The 23461-nt window shown below is 36.2% G+C and carries 19 protein-coding genes and 1 riboswitch; of the genes, 10 read left to right on the top strand and 9 right to left on the bottom strand.

Annotated elements, in window-relative coordinates:
• Positions 1 to 148: 148 nt before the first annotated feature.
• The 8 genes from BW942_RS00690 to BW942_RS22040 all read right to left on the bottom strand — a co-directional run bounded on the left by BW942_RS00690 (position 149) and on the right by BW942_RS22040 (position 9757).
• Complete coding sequence (locus BW942_RS00690) at positions 149 to 1732, bottom strand: PDZ domain-containing protein (RefSeq protein ID WP_000944569.1); 1584 nt, start codon at positions 1730 to 1732, stop codon at positions 149 to 151.
• A gap of 14 nt (positions 1733 to 1746) precedes the next feature.
• On the bottom strand, positions 1747 to 3261 hold the full coding sequence (locus BW942_RS00685) for a S1C family serine protease (protein ID WP_000125234.1): 1515 nt from the start codon (positions 3259 to 3261) through the stop codon (positions 1747 to 1749).
• 37 nt (positions 3262 to 3298) lie between these two features.
• Positions 3299 to 3832 carry an adenine phosphoribosyltransferase gene (locus BW942_RS00680; RefSeq protein ID WP_000029425.1) on the bottom strand — a complete coding sequence of 178 codons (534 nt, stop codon included), beginning with the start codon at positions 3830 to 3832 and terminating at the stop codon, positions 3299 to 3301.
• Positions 3833 to 4352: 520 nt separating this feature from the next.
• On the bottom strand, positions 4353 to 5240 hold the full coding sequence (gene htpX / locus BW942_RS00675; protein WP_000264281.1) for a protease HtpX: 888 nt from the start codon (positions 5238 to 5240) through the stop codon (positions 4353 to 4355).
• 441 nt (positions 5241 to 5681) lie between these two features.
• Positions 5682 to 7292 carry a permease gene (locus tag BW942_RS00665; RefSeq protein WP_001075232.1) on the bottom strand — a complete coding sequence of 537 codons (1611 nt, stop codon included), beginning with the start codon at positions 7290 to 7292 and terminating at the stop codon, positions 5682 to 5684.
• On the bottom strand, positions 7289 to 7759 hold the full coding sequence (locus tag BW942_RS00660) for a hypothetical protein (RefSeq protein ID WP_000360826.1): 471 nt from the start codon (positions 7757 to 7759) through the stop codon (positions 7289 to 7291). The genes BW942_RS00665 and BW942_RS00660 overlap by 4 nt, the downstream gene beginning before the upstream one ends.
• The gene (locus BW942_RS00655; protein ID WP_000457972.1) at positions 7752 to 9641 is read right to left on the bottom strand and encodes a polysaccharide biosynthesis protein; all 1890 of its coding nucleotides are present in this window, start codon (positions 9639 to 9641) and stop codon (positions 7752 to 7754) included. The genes BW942_RS00660 and BW942_RS00655 overlap by 8 nt, the downstream gene beginning before the upstream one ends.
• Positions 9566 to 9757 carry a hypothetical protein gene (locus BW942_RS22040; protein WP_080010724.1) on the bottom strand — a complete coding sequence of 64 codons (192 nt, stop codon included), beginning with the start codon at positions 9755 to 9757 and terminating at the stop codon, positions 9566 to 9568. The genes BW942_RS00655 and BW942_RS22040 overlap by 76 nt, the downstream gene beginning before the upstream one ends.
• Here BW942_RS22040 and BW942_RS00645 point away from each other — a divergent pair.
• The gene (locus BW942_RS00645) at positions 9683 to 10255 is read left to right on the top strand and encodes a hypothetical protein (RefSeq protein ID WP_000871586.1); all 573 of its coding nucleotides are present in this window, start codon (positions 9683 to 9685) and stop codon (positions 10253 to 10255) included. The two genes, BW942_RS22040 and BW942_RS00645, sit on opposite strands and share 75 nt — an antisense overlap.
• A 5-nt stretch (positions 10256 to 10260) precedes the next feature.
• On the opposite strand, the gene BW942_RS00640 is transcribed toward BW942_RS00645, so the two are convergent.
• Positions 10261 to 12384, bottom strand: a complete 2124-nt coding sequence (locus BW942_RS00640; RefSeq protein ID WP_000465640.1) for a hypothetical protein — start codon at positions 12382 to 12384, stop codon at positions 10261 to 10263.
• A 1964-nt stretch (positions 12385 to 14348) separates the two neighbouring features.
• A riboswitch (cobalamin riboswitch) is annotated at positions 14349 to 14528 on the top strand.
• A 212-nt stretch (positions 14529 to 14740) separates the two neighbouring features.
• Between BW942_RS00640 and BW942_RS00635 the strand changes: the two genes are divergently transcribed.
• Genes BW942_RS00635 through cobJ form a run of 9 tightly spaced genes read left to right on the top strand, consistent with a single transcriptional unit; the run spans position 14741 to position 23459 of the window.
• A complete protein-coding gene (locus tag BW942_RS00635) occupies positions 14741 to 15910 on the top strand; it encodes a CbiX/SirB N-terminal domain-containing protein (protein WP_001025017.1) in 1170 nt (389 codons plus the stop codon).
• Between the two features lie 20 nt (positions 15911 to 15930).
• The gene (locus BW942_RS00630; RefSeq protein ID WP_000752159.1) at positions 15931 to 16302 is read left to right on the top strand and encodes a DUF3209 family protein; all 372 of its coding nucleotides are present in this window, start codon (positions 15931 to 15933) and stop codon (positions 16300 to 16302) included.
• Positions 16303 to 16307: 5 nt separating this feature from the next.
• On the top strand, positions 16308 to 17057 hold the full coding sequence (locus BW942_RS00625; protein ID WP_000160087.1) for an FAD-dependent oxidoreductase: 750 nt from the start codon (positions 16308 to 16310) through the stop codon (positions 17055 to 17057).
• Between the two features lie 3 nt (positions 17058 to 17060).
• The gene (locus tag BW942_RS00620) at positions 17061 to 18164 is read left to right on the top strand and encodes a cobalt-precorrin-5B (C(1))-methyltransferase (protein ID WP_000145960.1); all 1104 of its coding nucleotides are present in this window, start codon (positions 17061 to 17063) and stop codon (positions 18162 to 18164) included.
• Entirely contained in the window at positions 18161 to 18832 is a 672-nt protein-coding gene (gene cbiC / locus BW942_RS00615; RefSeq protein ID WP_000999239.1) for a cobalt-precorrin-8 methylmutase, read from the top strand. The genes BW942_RS00620 and cbiC overlap by 4 nt, the downstream gene beginning before the upstream one ends.
• Positions 18829 to 20064 carry a bifunctional cobalt-precorrin-7 (C(5))-methyltransferase/cobalt-precorrin-6B (C(15))-methyltransferase gene (locus BW942_RS00610; protein WP_000649054.1) on the top strand — a complete coding sequence of 412 codons (1236 nt, stop codon included), beginning with the start codon at positions 18829 to 18831 and terminating at the stop codon, positions 20062 to 20064. Before cbiC ends, BW942_RS00610 begins: the two co-directional genes overlap by 4 nt.
• 2 nt (positions 20065 to 20066) lie before the next feature.
• Positions 20067 to 20825 (top strand): precorrin-2 C(20)-methyltransferase, encoded by a 759-nt coding sequence (cobI, locus tag BW942_RS00605; protein WP_000092523.1) that lies wholly within the window; start codon positions 20067 to 20069, stop codon positions 20823 to 20825.
• The gene (locus BW942_RS00600) at positions 20812 to 21969 is read left to right on the top strand and encodes a cobalt-precorrin 5A hydrolase (RefSeq protein WP_000828193.1); all 1158 of its coding nucleotides are present in this window, start codon (positions 20812 to 20814) and stop codon (positions 21967 to 21969) included. The genes cobI and BW942_RS00600 overlap by 14 nt, the downstream gene beginning before the upstream one ends.
• Entirely contained in the window at positions 21966 to 23459 is a 1494-nt protein-coding gene (cobJ, locus tag BW942_RS00595; protein WP_000715695.1) for a precorrin-3B C(17)-methyltransferase, read from the top strand. Before BW942_RS00600 ends, cobJ begins: the two co-directional genes overlap by 4 nt.
• The last annotated feature ends 2 nt before the right edge of the window (positions 23460 to 23461 follow it).

The raw sequence follows: 23461 nt of genomic DNA, 5'->3' as shown, positions 1-23461 counted from the left end.
AATTCAGATTCTAACTTTTTTTCAGAATTATGGGTTTCTTACGTCGAACTCAAATTAAATATTTCATTATGAAATAAAGATTTGTAATAGTTAACTTTGCAGAAAAATCGATGAATTTACGCTAACTAGGATTTATATTTTCCTAGAATCAATGTCCATTTTCCGAAAAACGAATTTTATAACTTTTATAAATTCTTTCGTTGATTTCCGGAAGTTCTTTTCGATTCAAGGCGATTTCAGTTCCATCATCTAAAGAAATCAAAGCGTATTCCGATTTACCGTGTTTTATAATTTGTCTTAAATCTCGAACAGATTTTACATTTTGACCATCTATCTTTTCTACGATTTTAAAACTCAGATCGTGGAAACCGTTATTGGATTCGTCTGGAAGAACCTGAGATAGAAGAACGATCTTTCCTACGCCATCTTCCTTTTCGTGAAACTTATAGTAATCGTAGAGATAAAGAAGTTTGCGATCCACTCTAGATCTCCAATCCTTTCCCCATTCTTCTAAGAGGGCTTCGGAAAGTTCTAGAAAAACAAAACCACCTTCTACGGCAAAATCGTTGGAAGTGGGAATATTTTTAAACGGAATTCGAACCGCAGAATAAGGAAATGGTTTCAATTTCATACTCAAACGGATCTTCTGCTTATTTCGTAATACTAGAATTGGAATTTCTTTGCCTAAAGAATATCCGAACAAATCCCCTGTATGTGCTAAAAAGGAAAGAACTTGTTTCCCGTATAAAGGATGTTCTATATATCCTTTAGAATCTACATTCTTACCGCCGAATTCTAAAATAATATCTTCTAATTTGAGTACACCACTTGCTGATGACCCTGGAATTACATCTGCAACTAGAATTCCAGAATCAGATTTTTCCATACCATAATATTTTTTTACAGAGCCATCGGTCATTGGGCGGAAACGAAATCCTTTATAACCAAAAACGTCAGGACCAGAAGTAGTTAAGAATTTTTGAATGATAAAAGAAGGAATCATTCTACCTGAATTTTTACCCGAAGTAAATTCGTACAAAATACCGGAAACCTTTCCATTTTCAATCACGACTTCTCCAAAACCGTTTAAACCTTCACTGGAACTTACATCCACAACCGGAAGTTCAACTTGACCCAGAGGCATCTGATCCATGTCCATACTCAAAAGTGAAACACTCGTAGCTTGGATCGAACCCGAATTATCGAGTTGATAAACGTTTGTTTGTTTTGGAAATACTACAATCGGAGAAAATTTAAGAGGAACTAAATCTTGAAAAAAATCCTTTTTTTCTACAAGAAGAAGCGCCAAATTAGCTTCCGGGTCCATACGAAATGCAGTCGCTTTTATTTCTGAATAGGAAGAATATTTTTTTACTTCGATTAAAGTTGCATTTGGTAAAAGAGAATAGGGAATTAGGATCTGATTTTCCTCCGTAACAATACCCACTCCTCTGCGAACCCTAGGATTTTTTTTCTTCCAAGGTTGATGATATTCCGGTTCTTGAAATGTAACTTTAATTTGAACAATACTTTTATGATACGTTCCTTGAGTGGATAAAATTGAACTTTCTTTGGTGGACAAAAATTCCTTTTTTTTATCGGGATCAACTTCCTTCGCTTTAGAAAGATTTTTTTTAATGAGAATTCGATTGGATTCTCTCTTTGAAGAAATCTCCGCCAAAACTTCGAACGAAAAACAGACTAATATTGTTATGATCCAGATTCGTAACATTATAATTTCCTTAATTATTCCAGACCGTAAATTTTACGGATTTTTTCGTCTGCTTTTTCCGCTTCTTCACGATTTAGAATGAGAGGAACTTGAATATCTAAAAATTTCAAACGTAGATATTTATCTTTGGATTCTTTTAAAATTTTTTTCAGATCCTTTAATTCTCCAACAGGTATTCCATTCACGGATTCTAAAATCATATTTACAAAATAATCCGAGGAAGAATTTACCGGATGAGAAAGTTTTCTATATAAAACTACGTCTGTCTTTTTAGTTCGATTGAGTCCATCTTCTATAAAATAAAAAAATCTATATAATAACTGACTTCCTCCAGAAGTGTTTCCACTTCGACCCCAACTAGTAATTAAATCTCGAGATATCTCTTGAAATAATAGCCCACCAATCATTTCGAAGTCATATGATCGATCGTATTGATTTCTCATAAAATCGAAATCGGACATACGACGCGCCGGGAAAGACACCGATATTTCTTTTCCTTCTCGATACAATTTAAAAGAAATTTTATCTCCCGCGTGTTTGTTATCTACGATTTCTACAAAGTCCACTCTTGCGTCCTTGTCCTGCATAACGGTTCCGTTTTTTCCAATTGGTTGTCCGTCAATTTCTAAAAGAAAATCTCCTTCTTTTAAATGATTTTCAGCGGAACCATTTTTTAAAACTTTAGAAACAAAAACACCTTCCAAATGATCCGGAATTCCCTTTGCTTTTCTAAGAAATACGTTAAACGAATTGAGAGTTCGCACTCCTAATTCCACATATCCATCGTATTTTCCGTCTTCAATATCCTTAAGGAAATGACGTATAACGTTTGTAGGGATGAGATAACCTATATTTTCTCCTTTAGTCGCTACTTGAAACGCAACTCCTACTACTTTGTCGTCTTGAATTGCGGGCCCTCCGGAATTTCCGGGATTGATCGCTGCATCTACTTGTAAAACCAAATGACTGTCTACCGCAGAATGAGAATAAACCGATTGATCTTTTCTGGATACAATTCCGCGAGTAACCGAAACTTTATTGCCTCCGATCGGATAACCTACTACGATCAAAGGGGAATTGAGCTCTGGAATTTCTCCGAGTTGTAAATCTCTGGAATCCTTATAGAACTCAGGATTTTCCGCTTCTAAAACTGCTAAGTCACAATCATGAGCTAAGTGAAGAATTTTTACTCCGTACCATTCTGTTTGATTGTATCTCTGAACCTGAACAAATTTAGCATTGGAAACTACGTGTGCATTGGTTAGAATTCTTTTATTTCCGATTAAAAAACCAGTTCCAGAACCCGCCCGGACTGCATCTGTCGTCCAAGGAGTAAACGGATTGACCGCTTGCGAATAAACTCGAATTTGTACAACTCCTTTTCTAAGTTCGTCAAAGGGTAGTGGGTTTTCGACGGCATAAATCCCTGACTGTATAAAAAGTATGAATCCAAGCGAAAAAAAACGATTCGCTTTTTTAAAAAAGATTTTATTCCAGATTCTAAAAGAAAATGATAATATTGCCGTCAATGAAATCTCCTTAATAACATTCGTATTTTAGAATTTTCTAATGGCCTTCGAACTCACAAATCGAAAAAACCGGAACCTTGAGTTCTTCTTGAAGTTTTTTACGTCCTCCTAAATCAGGAAGATCTATAATCACTCCGGCTTCATAAATTTCCGCTCCTAACTTTTTGAGAAGTTTTACTGCAGCAATCATGGTCCCACCGGTCGCGATTAAATCGTCCATCAGAAGAATTTTATCTCCAGGTTGGATCGAATCTTTATGAACTTCAATTACGTCTTTTCCGTATTCTAAATCGTATTCTTCCGACACGGTTTCAGAAGGTAATTTTCCTTTCTTGCGTATAGGAATAAAACCGACTCCAAGCTGAAAGGCTAAAGGAGCGCCAGTGAGAAAACCTCTGGCTTCGATTCCAGCTACTTTTGTAATCCCTTTCCCTTGATAACGGTTTACAAAGGTACCAATGGTGAGTGCAAGTCCTTCTGGATCTAATAGAAGAGAGGTTATATCACGAAATAAGATTCCGGGTTTTGGATAGTCAGGTATGGTTCTAATTTTGGATTTAACAATGGACATCTAAATTTTACGTCTCAAAATTTTTAATTTAACGTAAATTCGGTGTGAGAAAAATTCTGGCAAATAAAAAATTCAATGTTGCTTGCTTCAGCGCATAATTCTATGGATGGTTGCTCTGCAAGTTGTGTTGAACTCAGCAAAACGCTTCCTTAAACTTGATGCCTCACTTCCTGAATGCCTATACTTAGAGAGTTTTTCCGGGTGGTTCGACAGGTGCAACATATGAATCACTTTCGCATTGATTACCGAACTCATATTAATTTATGGGTTCTATTCAAAAAATCCAATCCATTTCAAACAATTCTTTTTTGTCCTAAATATAAAAAAGCCCGGTAAACAAAACCGGGCCGATTTTATGTCTTTCGACTCACTTACAGAATCTTTTAATTTGAAAAACCTCTATCAAATCCAATAACAATTACGTTTGGCGAAGAATCCCAACGTAAAACAGCCATTTGACGACATTTCTACTTTTAAAACTCCTGATAGAGGCTTCCTTTAAGATTTTGAAATAACTGATTCAATATCCAGAGTTTTTCAAAGCCGCAATTCTTGCTTCTAAAGGAGGATGAGTGGAAAATAAGGCCATCCATTTGTTATGTCCGGATATTTTCATTGTAGCAAGAGCTTCTCTTCCTCGTTCGTCTTCCGGCGCGTCAAATGTACGTTTTAGTTTTTCTAACGCAGCAATCATATTCTGACGTCCGGCGAGTTTCGCTCCACCTGCATCTGCTCGATATTCTCTAGTTCTAGAAAAATATGCTACTATAATCGATCCTAGAATACTGAATAAAATACTCAATACGATATTTGCAATTAAACGGACCGTATATTGAAGTTCATCTTTGACCATCGTACTGAGAGCGTAGCTGATAATTCTAGAAAAGAACATTACAAAAGCGTTAACAACTCCTTGGATCAGAGTCATAGTCACCATGTCTCCGTTAGCTACGTGTGCCAACTCATGTGCAAGTACTCCTTCTACTTCCGCGTTATCCATTGTTTGAAGTAGACCGCTGGACACCGCTACTAAAGAACTAGATTTAGAAGGTCCAGTTGCAAATGCATTTACTTCTGGAGAATGATAAATTCCTACTTCAGGCATAGGAAGATTGGCCGTTCTCGCAAGCCTTTCAACTCTAGAATACAATTCTCTTTCTGCCCCGGAAGCAGATCTAGGATCTATGACCTGCACTCCCATCATCATCTTCGCCATAAATTTGGACAGAAGCAATGATACGAACGCACCTCCCATTCCCCAAAGGAAACAGAATACGAGCAAAGAACTCAGATTGATTCCATTTGCATCCAGGTACGGACCGATTCCAAGTACACTCGTTACAATTGAAATCGTAACGACAACGAGTATGTTGGTCAGTAAAAATAACCCAATTCGTTTAAACCACATTTAGGTTTCTCCTTATAATTCTATAAATACTATCTAAAGTCCTTTTTCTTTTAGATCTCACAATGAAACTTATAGGAACCATTGTGTTTTAGTTTTTCAATACGATCTAACAACTTAGTTTGAGTTCAGAAACGAAACTTAAATTACTCAAACTCGATAGATCAGCGCCTATTATCCAAAAAAAGTATCTTTTCGTTAGATCGTCCAATTTTTGAAATTGTGGGAACTCCTACTTTTTTGTTCACAAACAAATTTCGCTTTTAGGCAAAATTTTCCGTTACAAATTACGAAATCATAACGTAAACATTTTCTTTATGCCTATTCAATCGTATTGTTTTTTTAAATTTGAGTCTAATAAAATTGTGGGAACTACCACATTTGAATTTTACCAATTCAATTCCTATTTTAGACCCAAAAAACGTATTTTTGGTTTGAATCAATTTAAACCTTTCTAGGTTCCTTTCGAAAAAAAGAAGCCAGTAAAAATAAAATTCCCAATAAAAAATAGGCGGTTACAAAAGAATTAAAACTAGATCCAAATTGATTGAGAATGTCATTTCCTCGGAGAGTAAAACCGTGAATGAATCCAGTACCTGCAAGAACAGCCGCAATCAAACAAGTAATCAAAGCCTTTTTGAAATCCCGATCGATTACAAAAACCGCAATCGAAGCCCAGATCATAGAAGAGATCAAAAAACCTTGTGACAAACTCAAAAGCCCACCCATAGGATAAGGTAAAAATGGAAGAGAAAGAGGCACATCCGACATCCAAAGATGAGAAGTTTCTTTAACTCCAGCATTTTCTAAAATTCCAGCAATCGATCTATCTGCATAGTTAAAAGTGGACTGAATGAGTAATACTCCCCAACCAGCAAGTGCAGGTAAGGTTCCTATGACTACGGCGGGTGCGTGTCTACTTGGGGTCGCTTCAAATGCTTGAGATCCAATCACAATTCCAATCCAAAGAACGATTGCCATTCCAGCTTCTACAGGAATCAGAGCTTGTATAAAAGCAAGTAGTCCAAACAAGGCGACTAACGTCATAAATATTCCATTTAGAGTAGAATAACCAGCTCTTGCACCCAAGGCTTTCCAACCAGGATGACCGATATAAATTGTAGTTGGAAAAGGAGATCCAAAAAAAGAACCGACTATGGTTCCTACTCCATTTGCAAGAAGAGAATCTCTTGTATTAAAAGAATCTCCACAAGCTTCCGCAGATTCTATATTTTGTAAAGAACCAATCACGTTGAAAATTCCCATAGGGATGATTACGGAAAGATATTCCCAAATGTCCGTAAGCCCCAAAGCAGAATATAAATCACCGATCGATAAAATCGGTAAGTAAAATCCAATCTGACTCGCAGAACCCTTGAGTAAAGCTGCATCCATAATCGGGTTTCCCCAAATTCCAGAACACCAAGCGAGAATGGTTCCCAAAACTACAGATACAAGTCCTCCCGGAAGACGAAATGGAAACACAACTCTTGCAAAATATTGTAATAAAATTACTCCAAAAGGAAGAAAAGCGATGAGCGGATTTTGAAATGTACGAACCAAAAAATCCATCGAGATAAAAGTGATCGCGATTCCAGCCAAAGAAGAAAGCAGTGCCGCTCTTGGAGTCACCTTACGAATTTTTTCGGCGATAAAAGAACCGAATATCTCTATCAATCCAGAAAGAAAACTCGCCACAAGTCCTACCTGCCATGCGGTTTTGTAATCTCCAGTTTTCTTATATACGGGAAGTATAATAAAGAATACAAAGGCGAATAAAGAAACCGTATTAATTCCGTAGGGCAGTGCGGTAACGTCGGATCTATTTTCTTTTTTACCAAGACGATACGCCTGCCAGGAATAAAAAAGATTTCCAAGTAAAAGAGAAATTGCAGTTCCAGGAAGAATTACTTTATAAATAAAATCTCCAGGAACACCACAGAGTGTGGTTAACAAAAAGGAAAGAACTAAGATCTGAATTAAATTATCGATCATTAGACCAAAAAATCCGTCTAAATCCCCCGGCATAAACCATTTGAATTGATTCTGGTTCATTGTTTTGACTTACTCCCAAAATTCACTTGAATCACTTTGGACGAATCTCCCTCTTCATCTTTTTTCTTTTTTGAAACTGTTTTTTCACCGGACGAAAGTTCTTTGAAAATCTCTTGTTCTTTTGTGAAAACTCTCATATTCGTCAAAGCCGTCTGGGTTTTATCAAAATAACGTAATATACAATCCCAAGGAATAAAAACCTCTTCCCAGGTATAACCAAACTGAAGTTCGGCGTAGATCCATTCTTCTACAGGGTCCAAGTTTTTCACTCCCCCCTTGGATCCAAATACAAGAACAATTCCAACTTCCCGTTCGTCTCCAACTAATCCGCGTTTACCGATTACCAATTGGGGATGAGGAAGGGCGTGTAAATAAAAAGTTCCAAATTTTTCCCAGTAGAGTTCAAATAGAGAACGTTTAAATTTTCTGAGAGTTAAAATTTCTTCTTTCAGATTTTGTTTATCCATTTTGTAGGTTTTGATTAGCGTTTGTCTCGTTCAAATAATCCCCGTGGATTTTGTATTCTGGGACTAAAGCTTTAAAAGCGAGAAAAATTTCTCTATCCTTATTGGCTCTAGCCAATGTCAAAAGTTCGTTAAACCTTGCTACAAATGTAGTGGCTTCTTGATTTTCTAAAGGGGCGGCAATTTTAATTTTGGGATGATGTGTTTTTTTAATCCCTTCTAAACCTAACAAAAGTTCTTCGAATAATTTTTCTCCAGGTCTAAGTCCAGTGAATTGAATTGGTATGTCTACGTGAGGTCTAAGTCCACAAAGACGAATCATTTCTTCTGCAAGGTTTAGAATTTTTACGGGTTCTCCCATTTCAAGAATGAAAATCTCACCACATTCTCCCATACTCCCCGCTTGGAGTACAAGTTGAGTCGCTTCCGGTATGGTCATAAAGTAACGGATTACGTCGGGATGTGTAACCGTAACCGGTCCCCCATTTGCGATCTGTTCTCTAAATCTTGGAATTACCGAACCATTGGAACCCAAAACGTTTCCAAATCGTACTGTGATGAATTTGGTTCTTGTTTCTCTAGAAATATGTTGTAAATACAATTCGGCTGCTCGTTTAGACGCTCCCATAATATTCACCGGATTGACTGCTTTATCCGTAGAAATAAGAACAAAACGTTCCACACCCGAAATTCTAGAAATGTCCGCGATATTTTTTGTTCCAAGAACGTTATTCATCACAGCTTCGGTAGGATTGATTTCCATCATAGGAACGTGTTTGTAAGCCGCAGAATGAAAGACTACTTCTGGAGAATGTTTTTCAAAAATAGAGCTGATTCTGGAAAGGTTCTTAATATCCGCTACGATTGGAACGAGTTCTATATTTTGTCCCTGTAATTTTTTTCCTAGTTCATATTCAATTTCATATAACGGAGTTTCTGCAGAATCTAAAAGAAGAATTCTAGAAGGTTCAAAAACTGCAACCTGTCTACAAAGTTCACTTCCGATCGAACCTCCCGCTCCGGACACCAAAATGGACTTTCCTTTTAAATAAGAACGAATGGATTCTATTTCTAGATCTACTACCGGACGACCTAGCAAGTCTTCTACTTGAACCTCTCTCAATTGATTCAATTTAGGAGAATCGAAAAATAAAGAACCCAAAGAAGGAAGAATTTTGAACTTCACGTCCGTATGTTCAAAAGAACGAATCAACCGACTGATGAGTTTTCCGTCTGGGCTGCTCATCGCTATGATTACTTGTTTGACTCCGAAACGATTGATGATCTGTTCCGCCTGATCAATCTTAGCTAAAATAGGAATTCCTTGGATATGGGCTCCTATCTTTTGAACATTATCATCTAAAAATCCGACAGGATTGAGTTTAAGTTCGTTGTGTCTTCTAATTTCCGAAAGTAAAGTGGCACCCACTTTTCCTGCGCCTAAAATCAAAGTGGGAAGTCCTTCTTCCTTGGATTTTTTGAGAATATACTGATCTCTGAACACTCTCCAAGAAAAACTACGGATACACAAAAAACTTAAAAGGAGAAGTGTGTCTAAAACCGGAACCATTCTCGACAGCTGTTCGAAACGATTGTAAAACAAAAGTGCCGTGGTAGAAATGAGAGAAGAAAGAAGTGTAACCTTGATGATTTCCACAAGATCGTGAATGGAAGCGTACACCCAAATTGATCTGTAGATGTCAGATAGAATAAAAACGATTGATCTAACCGAGATGACGATCGCTAAGGAAATAAAAAATCTTTCCGGTGAAGCAAGAAAAATAAACGACTCAAAGCGAATCCAATGTGCTAAAAAATAAGAGATCCCCATGAAGATGAGATCCAAAGGGAAGATCCACATTCTTCGATTCCACTGAGCGAACATGTAGGAAATAAAATCCGCTTGTTCTTAAAAGTCCAATCTTTTTGAAATGGCTTATTCCTATTTTTAAACGAATCGAAAAATGTGTTGCAGAAATTCTTTTCTTGCCTCACTCCAATAGTAGAATAAATCGGTTCTTATATTGGGACAACTTGAAAGAAATTATCATTAACCTCCAAGGAGATCTGGACTTTAAATTGGGAGAGATCATTCTTTCTAAATTGGAAGAACTTTCCGAAGCTCCACGTAGAGTTCTTTTAGACGCTTCCGGACTCGAATCAGCTACCCTAGAAGGCACTTCTATACTCAATCAACTTCCAGAACGTTTTCCAAATTCTAAATTCGCGATTTGTTCCGTACCAACTGGAATTGAAATTTCTGTCAAAGGCGAAAACAAAATTTCAGTCTTTTCCGATAGAGATTCAGCAAAATTACATTTAACTGCTAATTCCAAAGGGGAAGTTTCTTCGTTTGTTGAAAATGTACTCGTTCATTGTCCGGTTTGTTTTCATCTTTTGAAAATTAGAATCTCTGGAAATTACGGTTGTCCCGTTTGTCATTCTAAGTTTTTTGTAACAAAGGATTGGCGTACCTCTGCCTTTGAAAGATTATTATAATATTCTTACATTTCTTCAAAAAATCGAATCGTTTCTAAAACCTCCACTGGAACGTTTCCTGCTTGGAAGTAGGGGTTGTATCTTTTTTTGATTCCCGAAACGAGTCTTCTTTTTTTGGCTTCAAAAGAATCCATCGATTCTTTGAGAATGGGATGTTTTTGTAATTCGGTCCTCAACTGAGGAGAAAATGGAACGTATCGATTGAGTATGTCTCTGGCTACTCGGTTGAGTCTGAGTTTTCCAGAGGATTCGAACAAAATCCAATACGAATAATCCGAGGCGAACATATCTTTTAGGTTTTTTCTATATTTCAGTAGCTGTTGATCGATTCCTTTTTTTGCGTCCGGTGTAAGAGCAGGAGATTTTCGATAGTTCTCCAGATAAAGATAATACTCAGATGTTAGTGAAGGAGGAGAGGAATCTTTCCACTTTCTTCCTCGAACCGTCCTTTCCATCTCCCATCTAAATTCTCCCAGAGTTCTTGTAATTGCCAGAGTCATATTCTCATTCAGAATTTGTGGAAACACAAGTCTTCCTCTCGAACTAAGTCCAGAAGTAATTTCTTGCCATAAAACTCCTCTGCTTCCAAACACAGGAAGTATAATACAGTCCGGACAGATTTCTTTCATCGCCAGTTCCGGTTTGCCAGGAGTTTGTTCTGGTTCGAAAGAAATTTGTCTGTAAAAAAGATGTTTATCTATTTTATGAACGTGATCCACGACCGAATTTATTTTTTCACGCGTAACTAAAAACGCATCCGTTTCTCCATACATTTGATCTTCAGAAAGTATCGGATAGGCAAGATTTGGATTAGCAGAAACTCCGATCAGTCCATTAAATAATAAATTACTTAACTCCCAATCTAAAAGATGTAACAGATCTTCGATCCCACTGTCTCCTGCGTATTCGTCCGTTCCAGTTTTACGGATCATAGAAGCTCGGACTTGTTCGTAAGACTGTGCGAGATGATTTCTAGAAGGAGTTTTTTTTCCGGAAAGTATCAATCCCAACCATTCCGGTAAAAAGTAAACCGCAAGTTTATGATCGGAGGGATATGGATCTTGTGTATCTTTAATTTTTTCTAGGGTTTCATAGAGTTGAACGATTCTCGTGGGAGAAAGTAAATTCTCATCCATATAAAAGAAATATAAAAAAAGTAGAACTGGTTTTGGAACCGGAGAGATATCCGATCGATACCTCGCATAACATGCTGAATAAAGTTCTATAAATGTTTGTATTTCTTCTGGTTTGTGTTCCTTTCGAACTAAGCCAGGGTGTTCTTTAAATGCTTGTACTCTTCTTTGAATTTCAGATGTACCAGAAGTGCCTATAGAACCGTAGTTTAATATCTGAGACAAACTTCCTTGAAATTCATCTGGTAAAGTAGAATCTTCTAAAATTCCTCCTCCCATTTGAATTCCACCCCAAGCCCTTGTTTTCTCAGGATCTTTTTCGGGAGCCGTTTCTACTTGAATACCTATATCGTTTCCGTTTAGGCTATAAATTTTTGCGTCAAAACGAATCCAATCTCTATCTTCCCCAGAATATAAAACGTGAATCTTATCTCCTGTAGAAACAGGAAATGAATGATAGAGTTTTTTTGTGAATACTTTTGCATGAATCGATTTTTGTACAAAGTCAGATCCGGGAGGTCCAGAATACAAAAGACCGGGAAAGGCTTCTTCGTCATCGGTTAAAAATACTACTGGTAGTATTTTTTTTGGATGCGGACCTAGATCGTGTACGAGATGTTGCAATCTTTTGAATATGATTGCGTCCCTCCAAGCAGGGAGTTCTCCTTGATGTGCAAGATAAATTGCAAGTTCTGGAAGGAATACTTCCTGAAACCAAGAAGAAGACTCAGCTATTTTTTGAAGAACGGAAACTCCAACGTGATCTAAAAAAGAATGGATTTGAACTACATCCCTTCCGTGCATGTAAGTAAGGGGTAATTTTTTTAGAATTTTCGCCCTAAGTGCAGCGCGACGTTCAATGGAATTACGAAATCGTTTTTCTAGATAATAACCTGTAAGTAAAACTAGAGCTACAAAGATAGTTCCATTAATAACCGGAATCCAAGAAAATTCCGGCCAGATAAGAACTGGACGCGCTTGGGCCAAAAAAAACATGCGAAATATATACGTTTCTTTTTTTGAGGGTCAAGCAGGATTCTTAAAACTATTTTTGAGAATCCTACAATTGAATTCCAAAACTTCGAACGACCTTATCTTAGATCGGATCCAACGGGGTTTCAACTCTAAAAAGTAAATTTGATTTTGTTTGTATCACTTTTTAAAAGATTTGTGTGTAGGATTTCTGACTTTTTCGCAAACTCGTAGTTAGAGTTTTTTAGTAATTTATATAACGTGGTAGTTCTTACAATTGGTTTTGTTTCGAATTTCTAAACCTTTTTAAAACGTATCCTAAAACCGTCCAATGTGGGAACTACTACGAAAATTTAACGAGATTAGAACTGTTAGAAAGTTTGTAAATCGTCAAATGTAACCCAATTTGTAGCATAACCAACCCACAACGCGATTCATAAAGAGCGTGTGCTGAGTTTTCCCTATTTTTGGGTGGGGTGGTAAGGTTCGGAAAATTTTTCTCTATCAGAAAAACATACTTTTTGCAAGTAAAAAGACTCATTCTTGTCGGAACACTTGAAAAATGTGCCTTTTTGAGCCCAGAACGGCGATCCATAGAAAGCCCGTTCTGTTGAGTTCATTCTGATTCTAAAATCCTATTTAACTTGTGGGCAAGGTTATGAATTTGTAGGAACTATTGCATCTTATTAAAAATATCTAAAGATTATCGTTTAAAATTTCTTTGAGGTTTTGGGATAAACTCTGATATAATTTTTATCTTAATTCTAAGTTTTTCACTGGCTTGATAAAATCGTAAAATATTTTCGATATGAAAAACGTGCAGAATTTTAGTTTATTTTGAAATTCTATTTTTTACTCAAAATTATAAAATAGAATAGAGTTGTTGAAAAATTCCATAACAACAATTAACAAAACGCTTCAATCGGCCGTTTCCATACAACGAAAACCCATAGAGAATTAATTTTTCAACAATTCTAATATCTAGTATTTTATGTAGTACCCTAATTTGATAGGGATCAGTAATAATCGCATGCAGAATAAAATTTTATAAATCTTGAGTCGATCCATCTGAAGACTTTAAACGATTTTGTTTTGTAAGATCAGAACGTTTCTAAAAGTATGAGTTCCTACATTCCCAAACTTATTTGTAAAATCGTGATTTGTAGTAGTTCCCACAGTTTCGGAATTGATCTGTAAAGTTCAAGACTCCAACTTTTTTCAGAAAAACGAATCATAGAATTCCTTACAAAATTCACATTAATTTATAGAGATAATTGATTTTGTTTTCTAACTTCTAAAGACTTAAAAAAACAGGAAGTCCTACATTGATCTTTACAAATTCGGTTTCTCTTTCGAAGAATGAGCTGGTTTTGTAAGTTTTACTGTAAAAATTTACCATTGTGGTAGTTCCCACAGGTTAAGTCCTTTGTGAAATTTATAGGCTCGTAAATCGTATTTTCATTGTTAAATCCAGTGGAGTTTCCTCACAAATTACTACCAGAATAAATGACTATTTTACAAAGATTCAGAAATTATATCTAATTTGAAATCGCTGGCTTTTTTGTGTGAGATCCCACATTTAGAACAAGTTCAGAGTAGTTTTATGCTTTCGAACAGTAAATCAGCAAGATTAAACTTTTAAAACAGTTCCTAATTTTTTAATTTTCAAGTAAATTGATACATAAACTTATACGAAATTCCAAAATTATAATTTCTACCCAAAGCTACATAATAAGTGCTTAATCTTCTAATACTTTATATTCCAATAATTTAAATTCAGTATAAGAATCTGAACGAATCCAGGTCGTGTTTTTAGAAAAAACCAATACTCAAGTATTATAAAATAAATTATAATTTTATGAAATTATTATATTATTTCAAATTAATTACTTAAGTATTAAAACTTATTGTAAAAATATTTTCTCATAAAATTGATTTTCTAATTTAAAAATATACTTTCCAAAAAAATCGTTTTGCTTCTTGCTGGAAGCACAGTTTTTTCATAGGGTTTATCTATGTTTCACATAGATAGGAAGACGGTTAAAATCCGTCACGGTATCCGCCGCTGTAAGAAGGACGAAAGACATACTAAGCCACTGGGACAACCTGGGAAGGCGTGTCGAGTAGAAAGATTTCAAGTCAGAATACGACCTATGAAAATTCCTGAAAGTGCGTTTCGACCTCGGAAATAAGGCAATCGTAACTTAAGCAAAATTTTACAATAAAAGAATGTTCTAATTTTATTTCCGTATTTAAAACGTTAGTCGTTCTTGTCTTAAAAGAGAAGATTTTATGTATACTGTTCATATACAAATAAATGACCTTGTCGAAATTTTATTTTTACTACTTTCGAAAAGAACAAAATAAAGCATAATAAAATATGAATATTCCTGGAATTCTTATCATAGGACACGGAAGTAGAGAATCTTCTTACGATAGAGAATTTGAGCAGTTCGTACAAGGATACCACAAACTTCATCCGGAGTATGAAATTAAAACCGCGTATGTAGAACTTTCAAAATCTGATGTTAAAACCGCTCTCAGAGAGCTTTCAAAAACACATAATAAAATCTTGATATTTCCTTTGTTTTTATTTGCTTCCAATCACGTTAAAAATGACATCTCTTTAATTTTATCCGATTTAAAAAGGGAATTTATTAATCATCAATTTATTTCCGCAATGCCTCTAGGAATACATAGAAATATCATAAATTTATTACATATACGTTCTAAACAAAATAGGACTCAATCAAAAACCGGTGTGATCGTAGTAGGGAGAGGTGCCTCTGACGCTGACTCCAACGGAGATTTTTACAAAGCGGTTCGTTTTTTTGAAGAGTCTTCTTCTTTTCTTTTTGTAAAACCTAGTTTTATCGGAATTACAAAACCTCTCTTACAAGAAAGTTTAGAAATGTGTATAAAATTAAGACCGGAACATATTTTAATCCTTCCCTATTTTCTATTTTATGGAAAACTAATAAAAAAGATTTATCATATAGCTAAAGAATTTTCCGAAAAATATCCTTGGATTAAAATAGAAACAGCTTCTCATTTTGGCCCAGATCCAACTCTATATCCGATACTTGACGAAAGAATTTCACAGGCGCTTTCTGGTGCAGCAACTTTACCTTGTGATAACTGTGAATATCGAGTTTCTATTCCTGGACTCAAAAGCAAAGTAGGAGGTTTGAACTCTCTTCTTTGGAGTATGAGACATTTAGAAACTCATACTCAGGCGGCCCCTCATGAATTTCCTCATCGAAATTTTAAAAAACATATCTTCGTTTGCGATAGCGTAGACTGCGTAAATCAAGGTAGTATTTCTTTAATCCATAAAATCCGTTCCTTTATTAGAAAACACGGAAGACAATCCGATTTTAGAGTTTCTAAAAGTTCTTGTTTAGGTAGATGCGGTGAAGGTCCAACCGTTGTAATTTATCCAGATGGAATTTGGTATCAAAGAGTAAGTGAAGACGATGCGAAAGAGTTAGTCGACGAACACTTATTTAACGATCGGTTAGTTACAAGACTCGTAGATAATATCATGTAGTAATTTGAGGAGTACAAACATTGGCATGTCACGAAATTGCCGCCTTGCGGTTAGGTATGATGAATTTAATTGGAATTAAAGATGAAACCACAATTCGACACGAACAATCTGAAATCGGAACTGTGTTAGAATCTCCTGGACCAATTCGTTCTTTGGCGGAAGCAAAAGATTTTGAATCACTCATCAAATTTTACGAAATATCTTTAACTGATTTAGAGGAAAAAATCTCTAAAATGAAAAAAGACGATCCCAAAATGGCGTATTACCGGTCTCTTTTAATCTTAACAAAAAAGATAGAATTCGAATTAAAAAATTCTGTTTTTATCTTTCAAAATTTCTTTCGAGATTTGGAAGAAATACACGATTTCGTCCACGAAATTTTTCCAGCATAACCAATATGACAAAATTTTCTAAAAGAGCCGAAATCAAAAACATTTGTAAAAAGAACGGTTCTGTGATCATCACTTTCGTTTCTAAAAATGGACCTCTTAACTTTTTAGGAGGCCAGTATATAATCTTAAACTCCGGTCTTAAAACAAAGGATGGAAAAGAAATCAAACGAGCTTACTCTATTTTTTCTTCGGACGCACAACAAGAAGAATTTCAAATTTGTATCCAGCCAGTTACGGGCGGACTTATATCCAATCATATTCCAAATCTTGCAATTGGTAGCGAGTTAGAATTTTCTGGTCCCTGGGGAAAATTTTTCGAAAATCCGAATTGGCCTAAAAAAGGAAAAATTCTTTTAATCGCTACCGATATTGGAATCACCGCTATCCATTCCATTCTTCATTCTTTGAGATGGAAAGATAAACTCAAAGACACTTATGTGTTATGGTATCTTTTTCTTAAGGATAAATCTATTTCTGTCCAAGAAATTTTAAAACGACTCCCAAAAGAATTCCATTTTATGAATGTGATTTCCGTTTCTAGAATCAATCATCCAAATAGAACCGAAGAATGTCTTCGTTCTCTTAAAGAAGAGTTAATCACCTTCGATTTTCCTCAAAGTGCCTTCTTAGCAGGAGATGGAAAACTAATTCGAGTCGCCCAAAACTTTCTTTTAGAAAGTGGATTGGATGAAAAATTCATAGGTATGGAAACGTTTTTTAACTCCACAAAAAAATCGGAGATCACAAGTCCTTAGGTTATGACCGGAAAAAAACTAAAGGAGGGTTTTACTACAGGTGCTTGTTCTGCTGCTGCGGCAAAGGCTGCGACTAGACTTTTATTAAAGGGAAAACCTATTTTGGAAATCGAAACGACCCTTCCCAACAAAAGACAAGTTCTTTTTACTGTCAAACGTTGCCAACTCGAAGGAGAAGTTGCAACCTGCAGTGTTGTTAAAGACGCAGGTGATGATCCAGATTGTACACACGGTGCTGAGCTCACGGCACGAGTTCGCTTAACAAAAGAAAACGAAATCAAATTAAAAGGTGGAGACGGTGTTGCCGTTGTCACTAAAGCAGGACTTGGCCTTGAAATCGGTCAATCTGCGATCAATCCTATTCCCAGAAAAAATATCAAAGAGATGATTTTAGAAGAACTACAAGGTAGTTCGTTTAACGGTGCTGAGGTGGAAATAAGTGTTCCAGGTGGTCAAGAAATGGCTAAAAAAACCATGAATGAACGCCTAGGTTTGATAGGTGGAATTTCCATTTTAGGAACCACGGGAATCGTAAAACCTTATTCTACGGCTGCATTTAAAGCAAGTGTTATACAAGCGATTCAGATGGCCAAAGAATATGGTATCGATACGATCGTTCTTACCACAGGTGGTAAATCCGAAAAATTCGCAATGGATCTATTACCAAATTTGAATGAACTTTCCTTCATTCAAGTAGGAGACTTTATCGGAACCGGCATAAAAACATCGGTTAAGGAATCAATTCGTCACACGATCATCGTAGGAATGATTGGTAAGCTATCTAAGATGGCAGACGGCGTGATGATGACTCATAGGGGTGGTTCTTCGGTAAATACTACAATGTTGTCCACGATCGCTAGATCCATAGGAGTTCCAGAAGAAATCGCGATCGAAATCCAAAATGCGAATACCGCAAGACATGTATTAGAAATTTGTAAAGTATCTGGATACAAAATAATCACAACTAAAATTTGCGAAATCGTAGCCGAAAAATGTTCCAAACACGCGGGAACGAATATAATGATTTCTTGTTATATGGTGGATTTTGACGGAAAACTTTTAGGGAAGTGTGAAAATTTTTCTCCAAACGTTGGCTTAAATTTATGAATGATATGAGACAAATAACTAATTTAGGAAGAAATATTGAGAACAAATCTTTTTCAATCATTGATGAAGAAGCCGGACCTCATTCTTTTTCACAAGAAGAATGGGAAGTGGTTCGAAGAATTATACACGCAACCGCAGATTTTGATTACAAGGATATTACTAAAATTCATCCACAAGCGATCGATTCTGGAATCCAAGCGTTAAAAAAGGGATGTCCGATCGTATGTGACGTTCAGATGATTTTGTCCGGCCTAAATCCAGAAAGACTTAAAGTTTACGGCTGTAAAACATACTGTTTCATCTCGGACGAAGACGTAATTGAAAACGCTAAGAGAAAAAATTCTACGAGGGCAATCGAATCGATTCAAAAAGCAAATTCATTCAATCTTTTAAATGAATCTATAATAGTCATCGGCAACGCGCCAACGGCTTTGTTAGAAATCGAAAAACTAATTCGTCAAGAAGGAATCAAACCAGCTCTTATTGTGGGAGTTCCGGTGGGCTTTGTTTCCGCAAAAGAATCCAAAGAAAGCATATTAAAATTAGAATATTATAATGTAACTTCAATTCCATATATCCTTACTATGGGTAGAAAGGGAGGTAGTACAATCGCAGTTGCAATCCTTCATGCACTTCTCTTGTTATCTTCCAAAAGAGGAGAAAGATGAAAGCGGTTACTGTTGTCGGTATGGGCGATGAAGGTTGTCCAGGGCTATCAAGTATCGCTGCCAATGCGGTCGCAAAAGCTCAAATACTCGCTGGCGGAAAAAGGCATTTAGATTTTTTTCCTCAATTCTCCGGAGAAAAAATAGTATTCAAAGATGATTTGACCCAAACCATCAAAAGGATCGCGGAACTTTCTTTGGAACATACAATATGTGTTCTTGCGTCCGGAGATCCTTTGTTTTTCGGAATCGGAAATTTAATTCGTAAAAAAGTAGGTCCTGAATACGTAGATTTTATTCCAGCCCCCAGTTCCGTTCAACACGCGTTTGCAAAAATTGGAATTCCTTGGGACGACGCCGAAGTCTTATCCTTACACGGAAGATCTTCGAAAGGACTGATTACCAAATTACAATTTCTTAATAAGGTTGCATTGTTCACGGACAAAATCAATCACCCGAAAGAAATCGCTTCTTATCTATTGTCTTTCAACGAATCTGAATGGACTGCATTTGTATGCGAAAATCTAGGAGGAGAAAAAGAAAGAATCCGTAAATTCGACTTAAAATCGTTAAGCGAAGAAGAAGAAATTGACCCTCTAAACGTTTTGGTTCTCATTAGAAACTCAGTAAATTGGAAACCACCTACAGTTGTGCCTAACGTTTCAGAAGAAAATTATTCAAAACGAGTTCCCAAAAAAGGGCTAATTACTAAAAAAGAAGTTCGAATTCTTTCCATCGCGTTTTTAAATATCAGAGAAGATAGTGTAATCTGGGACATTGGAGCAGGCTCTGGTTCTATAGCCATCGAAGCCGCACAGATCGCTAAAAACGGCAAGTCCTATGCAATTGAAATTGATCCTGAAGGAATTGAAATTTGTAAACAGAACATTCTTCTCCAAAAGACGGATAATGTACATGTGATTTCAGGAAAAGCTCCAGAAGTTCTAGAAAAACTTCCAGATCCAGACTGTATCTTTGTAGGTGGTTCTAATGGAGATATTTATGAGATTATTAGAATATCATTAAATAAGCTTTCGCCTCTCGGAAGTTTGGTAATAAATGCAGTAACCATAGACAACGTTTCTCAAATCTATCAGAGTTTTAAAAAATTAAAACTTGTACCTGAAGTAACTCTTTTGAACGTTTCTAGAGGACGAGTCCTAAAGGATTATCTTCGGTACGAAGCTCTCAATCCGATTCACATTTTTAAGATTAAAAAACCGGAGAAAATGTGAACTTGAGTCGATACGGAAAACTATACGGAGTAGGGGTAGGCCCAGGTGCTACAGATTTGATTACTCTAAGAGCCGTTCAAATTTTAAATTCGGTAAACGTATTAGCAATTCCTAAAACTAGTGAACACTTAAAACCATTTGCTTGGAGAGTTTGTTCTCCTATTATTCAGGAAAATCCTTCCCAAGAAAAATTATTTCTTCATTTCCCAATGACCAAGGACCCGGATATTCTTGTTCCTGCTTGGGACAAAGCATTTACAGAAATTGGTAAACGTCTGGAAAAAAAACTTAATGTCGCCTTTATTACTCAAGGTGATCCTTCCGTTTACAGCTCTTGGAGTTATCTTTTAGAAGAATCAAACGACCGTTGGCCCGGGATCGAGATAGAAATCATTCCAGCGGTTTCATCTATTACTGCAATTCCAGCCGTTCTTCAAACTCCTCTCGCAGATGGAAGAGAACGTTTTTGTGTAATTCCCGGAACTTATGGTATTGAAGAGTTACCCAAACTTGTACAACATTTCGATACAATCGTTCTTACCAAAGTGGGACAGATCATTCCCAAACTTGTTCAAATTTTAAAAAAATTGAATATTCTTAAAAATGCGAGTTACGTTTCCTATGCAACTACGGATAGACAAAAGATCGTGACAAATCTAGAAACGATTCAAAATGAAAGTTGTGATTATTTTTCGACAGTTATTTTATCGATTCGAAAACGAAAAGGCATATTGAGAGGTCAAAACTGTGAAACGGAATAGAAAACAATATTCCGTTTTTGTAATTACAAAACACGGATTAGAAATCGCCAAAAAAATTCAAGCCATTTGGCAAGACATAGATCTTTTTGTCTCCGCTAAGTTTATCCAAGACGCTCCATCAAATTCCAAGCTGCTTTCTTTTCCTATGGATAAAACGTTGCGCGAAACTTTTCGGGAGTACGATTGTCATATTTTTATCATCAGCGTCGGTGCCGTAGTTCGTATGATCGCCCCTTTATTAGAAAATAAGAAAGTAGATCCGGCTGTTCTATGTGTTGATGATAAAGCCAAGTTTTCAATCTGTGTTTTATCTGGTCACGTAGGACGGGGAAATTTTTTTACGGAAAAACTTTCAGAAATATTAAATAACATTCCTGTGATTACTACCGCTTCCGATGTTTCCGGAACTTTAACCGTAGATATTTTAGGTAGGGAATTCGGTTGGATTCTGGAAAATCCGGATCGAAATATAACTAAAGGTTGTGCGGCCGTGGTCAACGAAACAAAGGTCTTATTTATTCAAGAAACTGGAGAACCGAATTGGTGGCCTTTGGATAAACCCCTTCCTAAAGGAGTAGAATATTCGATTTCCTTAAATAATGTGCAACCGGAAGATTATGAAATTCTTTTGATCGCTACTGACAGAAGTAACGTCCACAAAACACATAAAGAACATTATAAAAATTCTGTATTATATTATACTAAAACATTGATTTTAGGCTTAGGATGTGATCGAAATATTCCTTTCGAGATCGTAGAAAACGGAATTTATAAAATATTAGACGAAAACGGATTTGCAATCCAAAGCGTTCGTGCAATTGCAACTATCGATTTAAAAAAAGAAGAATCTGCCTTTCTAAAACTTTCCCAAAAATATGGGTGGGAATTGATCTTTTTTTCGCCAGAAGAATTAGATCGCGTTTCTCAAGTGAGATCCCCTTCCGAAATTGTAAAAGGTTTTACAGGAACAAAATCGGTGAGCGAAGCCGCGAGCCTTCTTGCTTCTGGAGCAGATTCTCTTCTTCTTACAAAACAAAAATACAAAGAGGAACCTAACGGTAAAAATCTTACAATTGCAGTTTCCCGTATTCCACACCCTAAACGACCAAATTTACACAGGAGTGTTTTAAAAGCAGACAAATGAAAAAAGGTAGGTTGAACATTGTAGGAATTGGACCGGGTAATGACGAACATATCACACCTGCCGCTTTCCATGCAATCCAAGAAGCTGACCTTGTAATCGGCTACGTTACTTATATAAATCTCGTTAAACACCAATTAGTTGGGAAACAAGTAACTCAAACCGGAATGACAGAAGAAATAGATAGAGCACAAGAAGCAGTTAATACAGCCAAAGAAGGTAAAATTGTCACTTTGGTCTCTTCTGGAGACGCCGGCGTTTATGGAATGGCCGGATTGGTTTTTGAAGTGTTGAGAAAAATGGGATGGAAAAAAGAAGAATCTCCAGAAATCAAGATCATCCCTGGTATAACCGCCGATAGTTCTTGCGCCTCTCTCATAGGAGCCCCTATTATTCATGATACGGCAAGAATTTCTCTCTCCGATCTTTTAACTCCCTGGTCCGTAATCGAAAATCGCTTAAAATGTGCAGCGCAAGGGGATTTTGTAATTACTCTTTATAATCCCGCCTCTGGGCGAAGACAAAGACAGATTGTAAAAGCTTCTAAAATTATTAAGCGACATCGTTCTGGAGATACTCCGGTTGCTCTTATAAAAAGTGCTTATAGAAAACAACAAAACGTATTTCTTTCCGATCTAGACAATTTCTTAAATTACGAAATTGGAATGAATACTACCGTAATTGTAGGTTCCAGCAACACTTTTGTCTATGAAGGTTTTATGATAACTCCTAGGGGTTATACAAACAAATATTCTTTAGAAGACGCAAGTCTGAAAGAAGGACAGAAAAAAGGATTCTCTCTTCGTACTATCGAAGATTTAAAAAGTAACACAAATTTAGAAGACACTTCCTTAAACTTGAACGTCACTAAAATCCGAGGAGCTTTTATCAAGAAATCGACTTCCATAGTGAGCGATCAAGAACTATCCAAAAGTCCAGCCTCAATTACAAATACAGATTCTTCTAAGATCCAATCCCAAGATTCTTCGGCAATCAAAGCGATCAAAACGTTGGACCTGCTTTCTAAAATACAAAAAGAAAGTTCTAAAAAAAGTCATAAACAATTAGAGCCTGGAAAAAAAACGTTAGCCTACATAGGTAGATTAGGTGGAGCAATCCTTTTTAAAACTTTAGAAAAATTTTATATTATAGGGAAATTAAAAAATTCAATATGTTTTGAAGAATACGGTTTTCAGAACCCTGGAGAAAACTATAACAAATACTTAGAACTGAAAATCGTCGATATGGAAAAGGTTCTAAATTTTCCATTTGAATTCTCGATGTTTCTCCCAAATCAGATCTTACCGGAAGAGATTTATGAAAAATTAGTTATCCATAGAAATTCTTCCATAAGCGAACGTCTTCTAAATTACGCTTATGAAAAAAGCGAAAGAGTTTTTTTAAACGGACAAGAATATAGAGACATTTCTTGGTTAGGAATTATTCCTTTGGAAGTATGGAATTTAGTCCGAGGTATCCTTTTAAAATGTTAAAG

Origin of the sequence: Leptospira interrogans (assembly GCF_900156205.1) — a bacterium.
GTDB classification, from domain to species: Bacteria; Spirochaetota; Leptospiria; order Leptospirales; family Leptospiraceae; genus Leptospira; species Leptospira interrogans.
Note: the sequence above shows the minus strand (reverse complement) of the source record. Positions and strands in the feature narration are given on the sequence as shown.

What these genes read in the sequence shown, in the direction of transcription:
- BW942_RS00690 (WP_000944569.1), bottom strand. Translation starts at nt 1,732, where the DNA reads ATGTTACGAATCTGGATCATAACAATATTAGTCTGTTTTTCGTTCGAA.
- BW942_RS00680 (WP_000029425.1), bottom strand. Translation starts at nt 3,832, where the DNA reads ATGTCCATTGTTAAATCCAAAATTAGAACCATACCTGACTATCCAAAA.
- htpX (WP_000264281.1), bottom strand. Translation starts at nt 5,240, where the DNA reads ATGTGGTTTAAACGAATTGGGTTATTTTTACTGACCAACATACTCGTT.
- BW942_RS00665 (WP_001075232.1), bottom strand. Translation starts at nt 7,292, where the DNA reads ATGAACCAGAATCAATTCAAATGGTTTATGCCGGGGGATTTAGACGGA.
- BW942_RS00660 (WP_000360826.1), bottom strand. Translation starts at nt 7,759, where the DNA reads ATGGATAAACAAAATCTGAAAGAAGAAATTTTAACTCTCAGAAAATTT.
- BW942_RS00655 (WP_000457972.1), bottom strand. Translation starts at nt 9,641, where the DNA reads ATGTTCGCTCAGTGGAATCGAAGAATGTGGATCTTCCCTTTGGATCTC.
- BW942_RS00640 (WP_000465640.1), bottom strand. Translation starts at nt 12,384, where the DNA reads ATGTTTTTTTTGGCCCAAGCGCGTCCAGTTCTTATCTGGCCGGAATTT.
- BW942_RS00635 (WP_001025017.1), top strand. Translation starts at nt 14,741, where the DNA reads ATGAATATTCCTGGAATTCTTATCATAGGACACGGAAGTAGAGAATCT.
- BW942_RS00625 (WP_000160087.1), top strand. Translation starts at nt 16,308, where the DNA reads ATGACAAAATTTTCTAAAAGAGCCGAAATCAAAAACATTTGTAAAAAG.
- BW942_RS00620 (WP_000145960.1), top strand. Translation starts at nt 17,061, where the DNA reads ATGACCGGAAAAAAACTAAAGGAGGGTTTTACTACAGGTGCTTGTTCT.
- cbiC (WP_000999239.1), top strand. Translation starts at nt 18,161, where the DNA reads ATGAATGATATGAGACAAATAACTAATTTAGGAAGAAATATTGAGAAC.
- BW942_RS00610 (WP_000649054.1), top strand. Translation starts at nt 18,829, where the DNA reads ATGAAAGCGGTTACTGTTGTCGGTATGGGCGATGAAGGTTGTCCAGGG.
- cobJ (WP_000715695.1), top strand. Translation starts at nt 21,966, where the DNA reads ATGAAAAAAGGTAGGTTGAACATTGTAGGAATTGGACCGGGTAATGAC.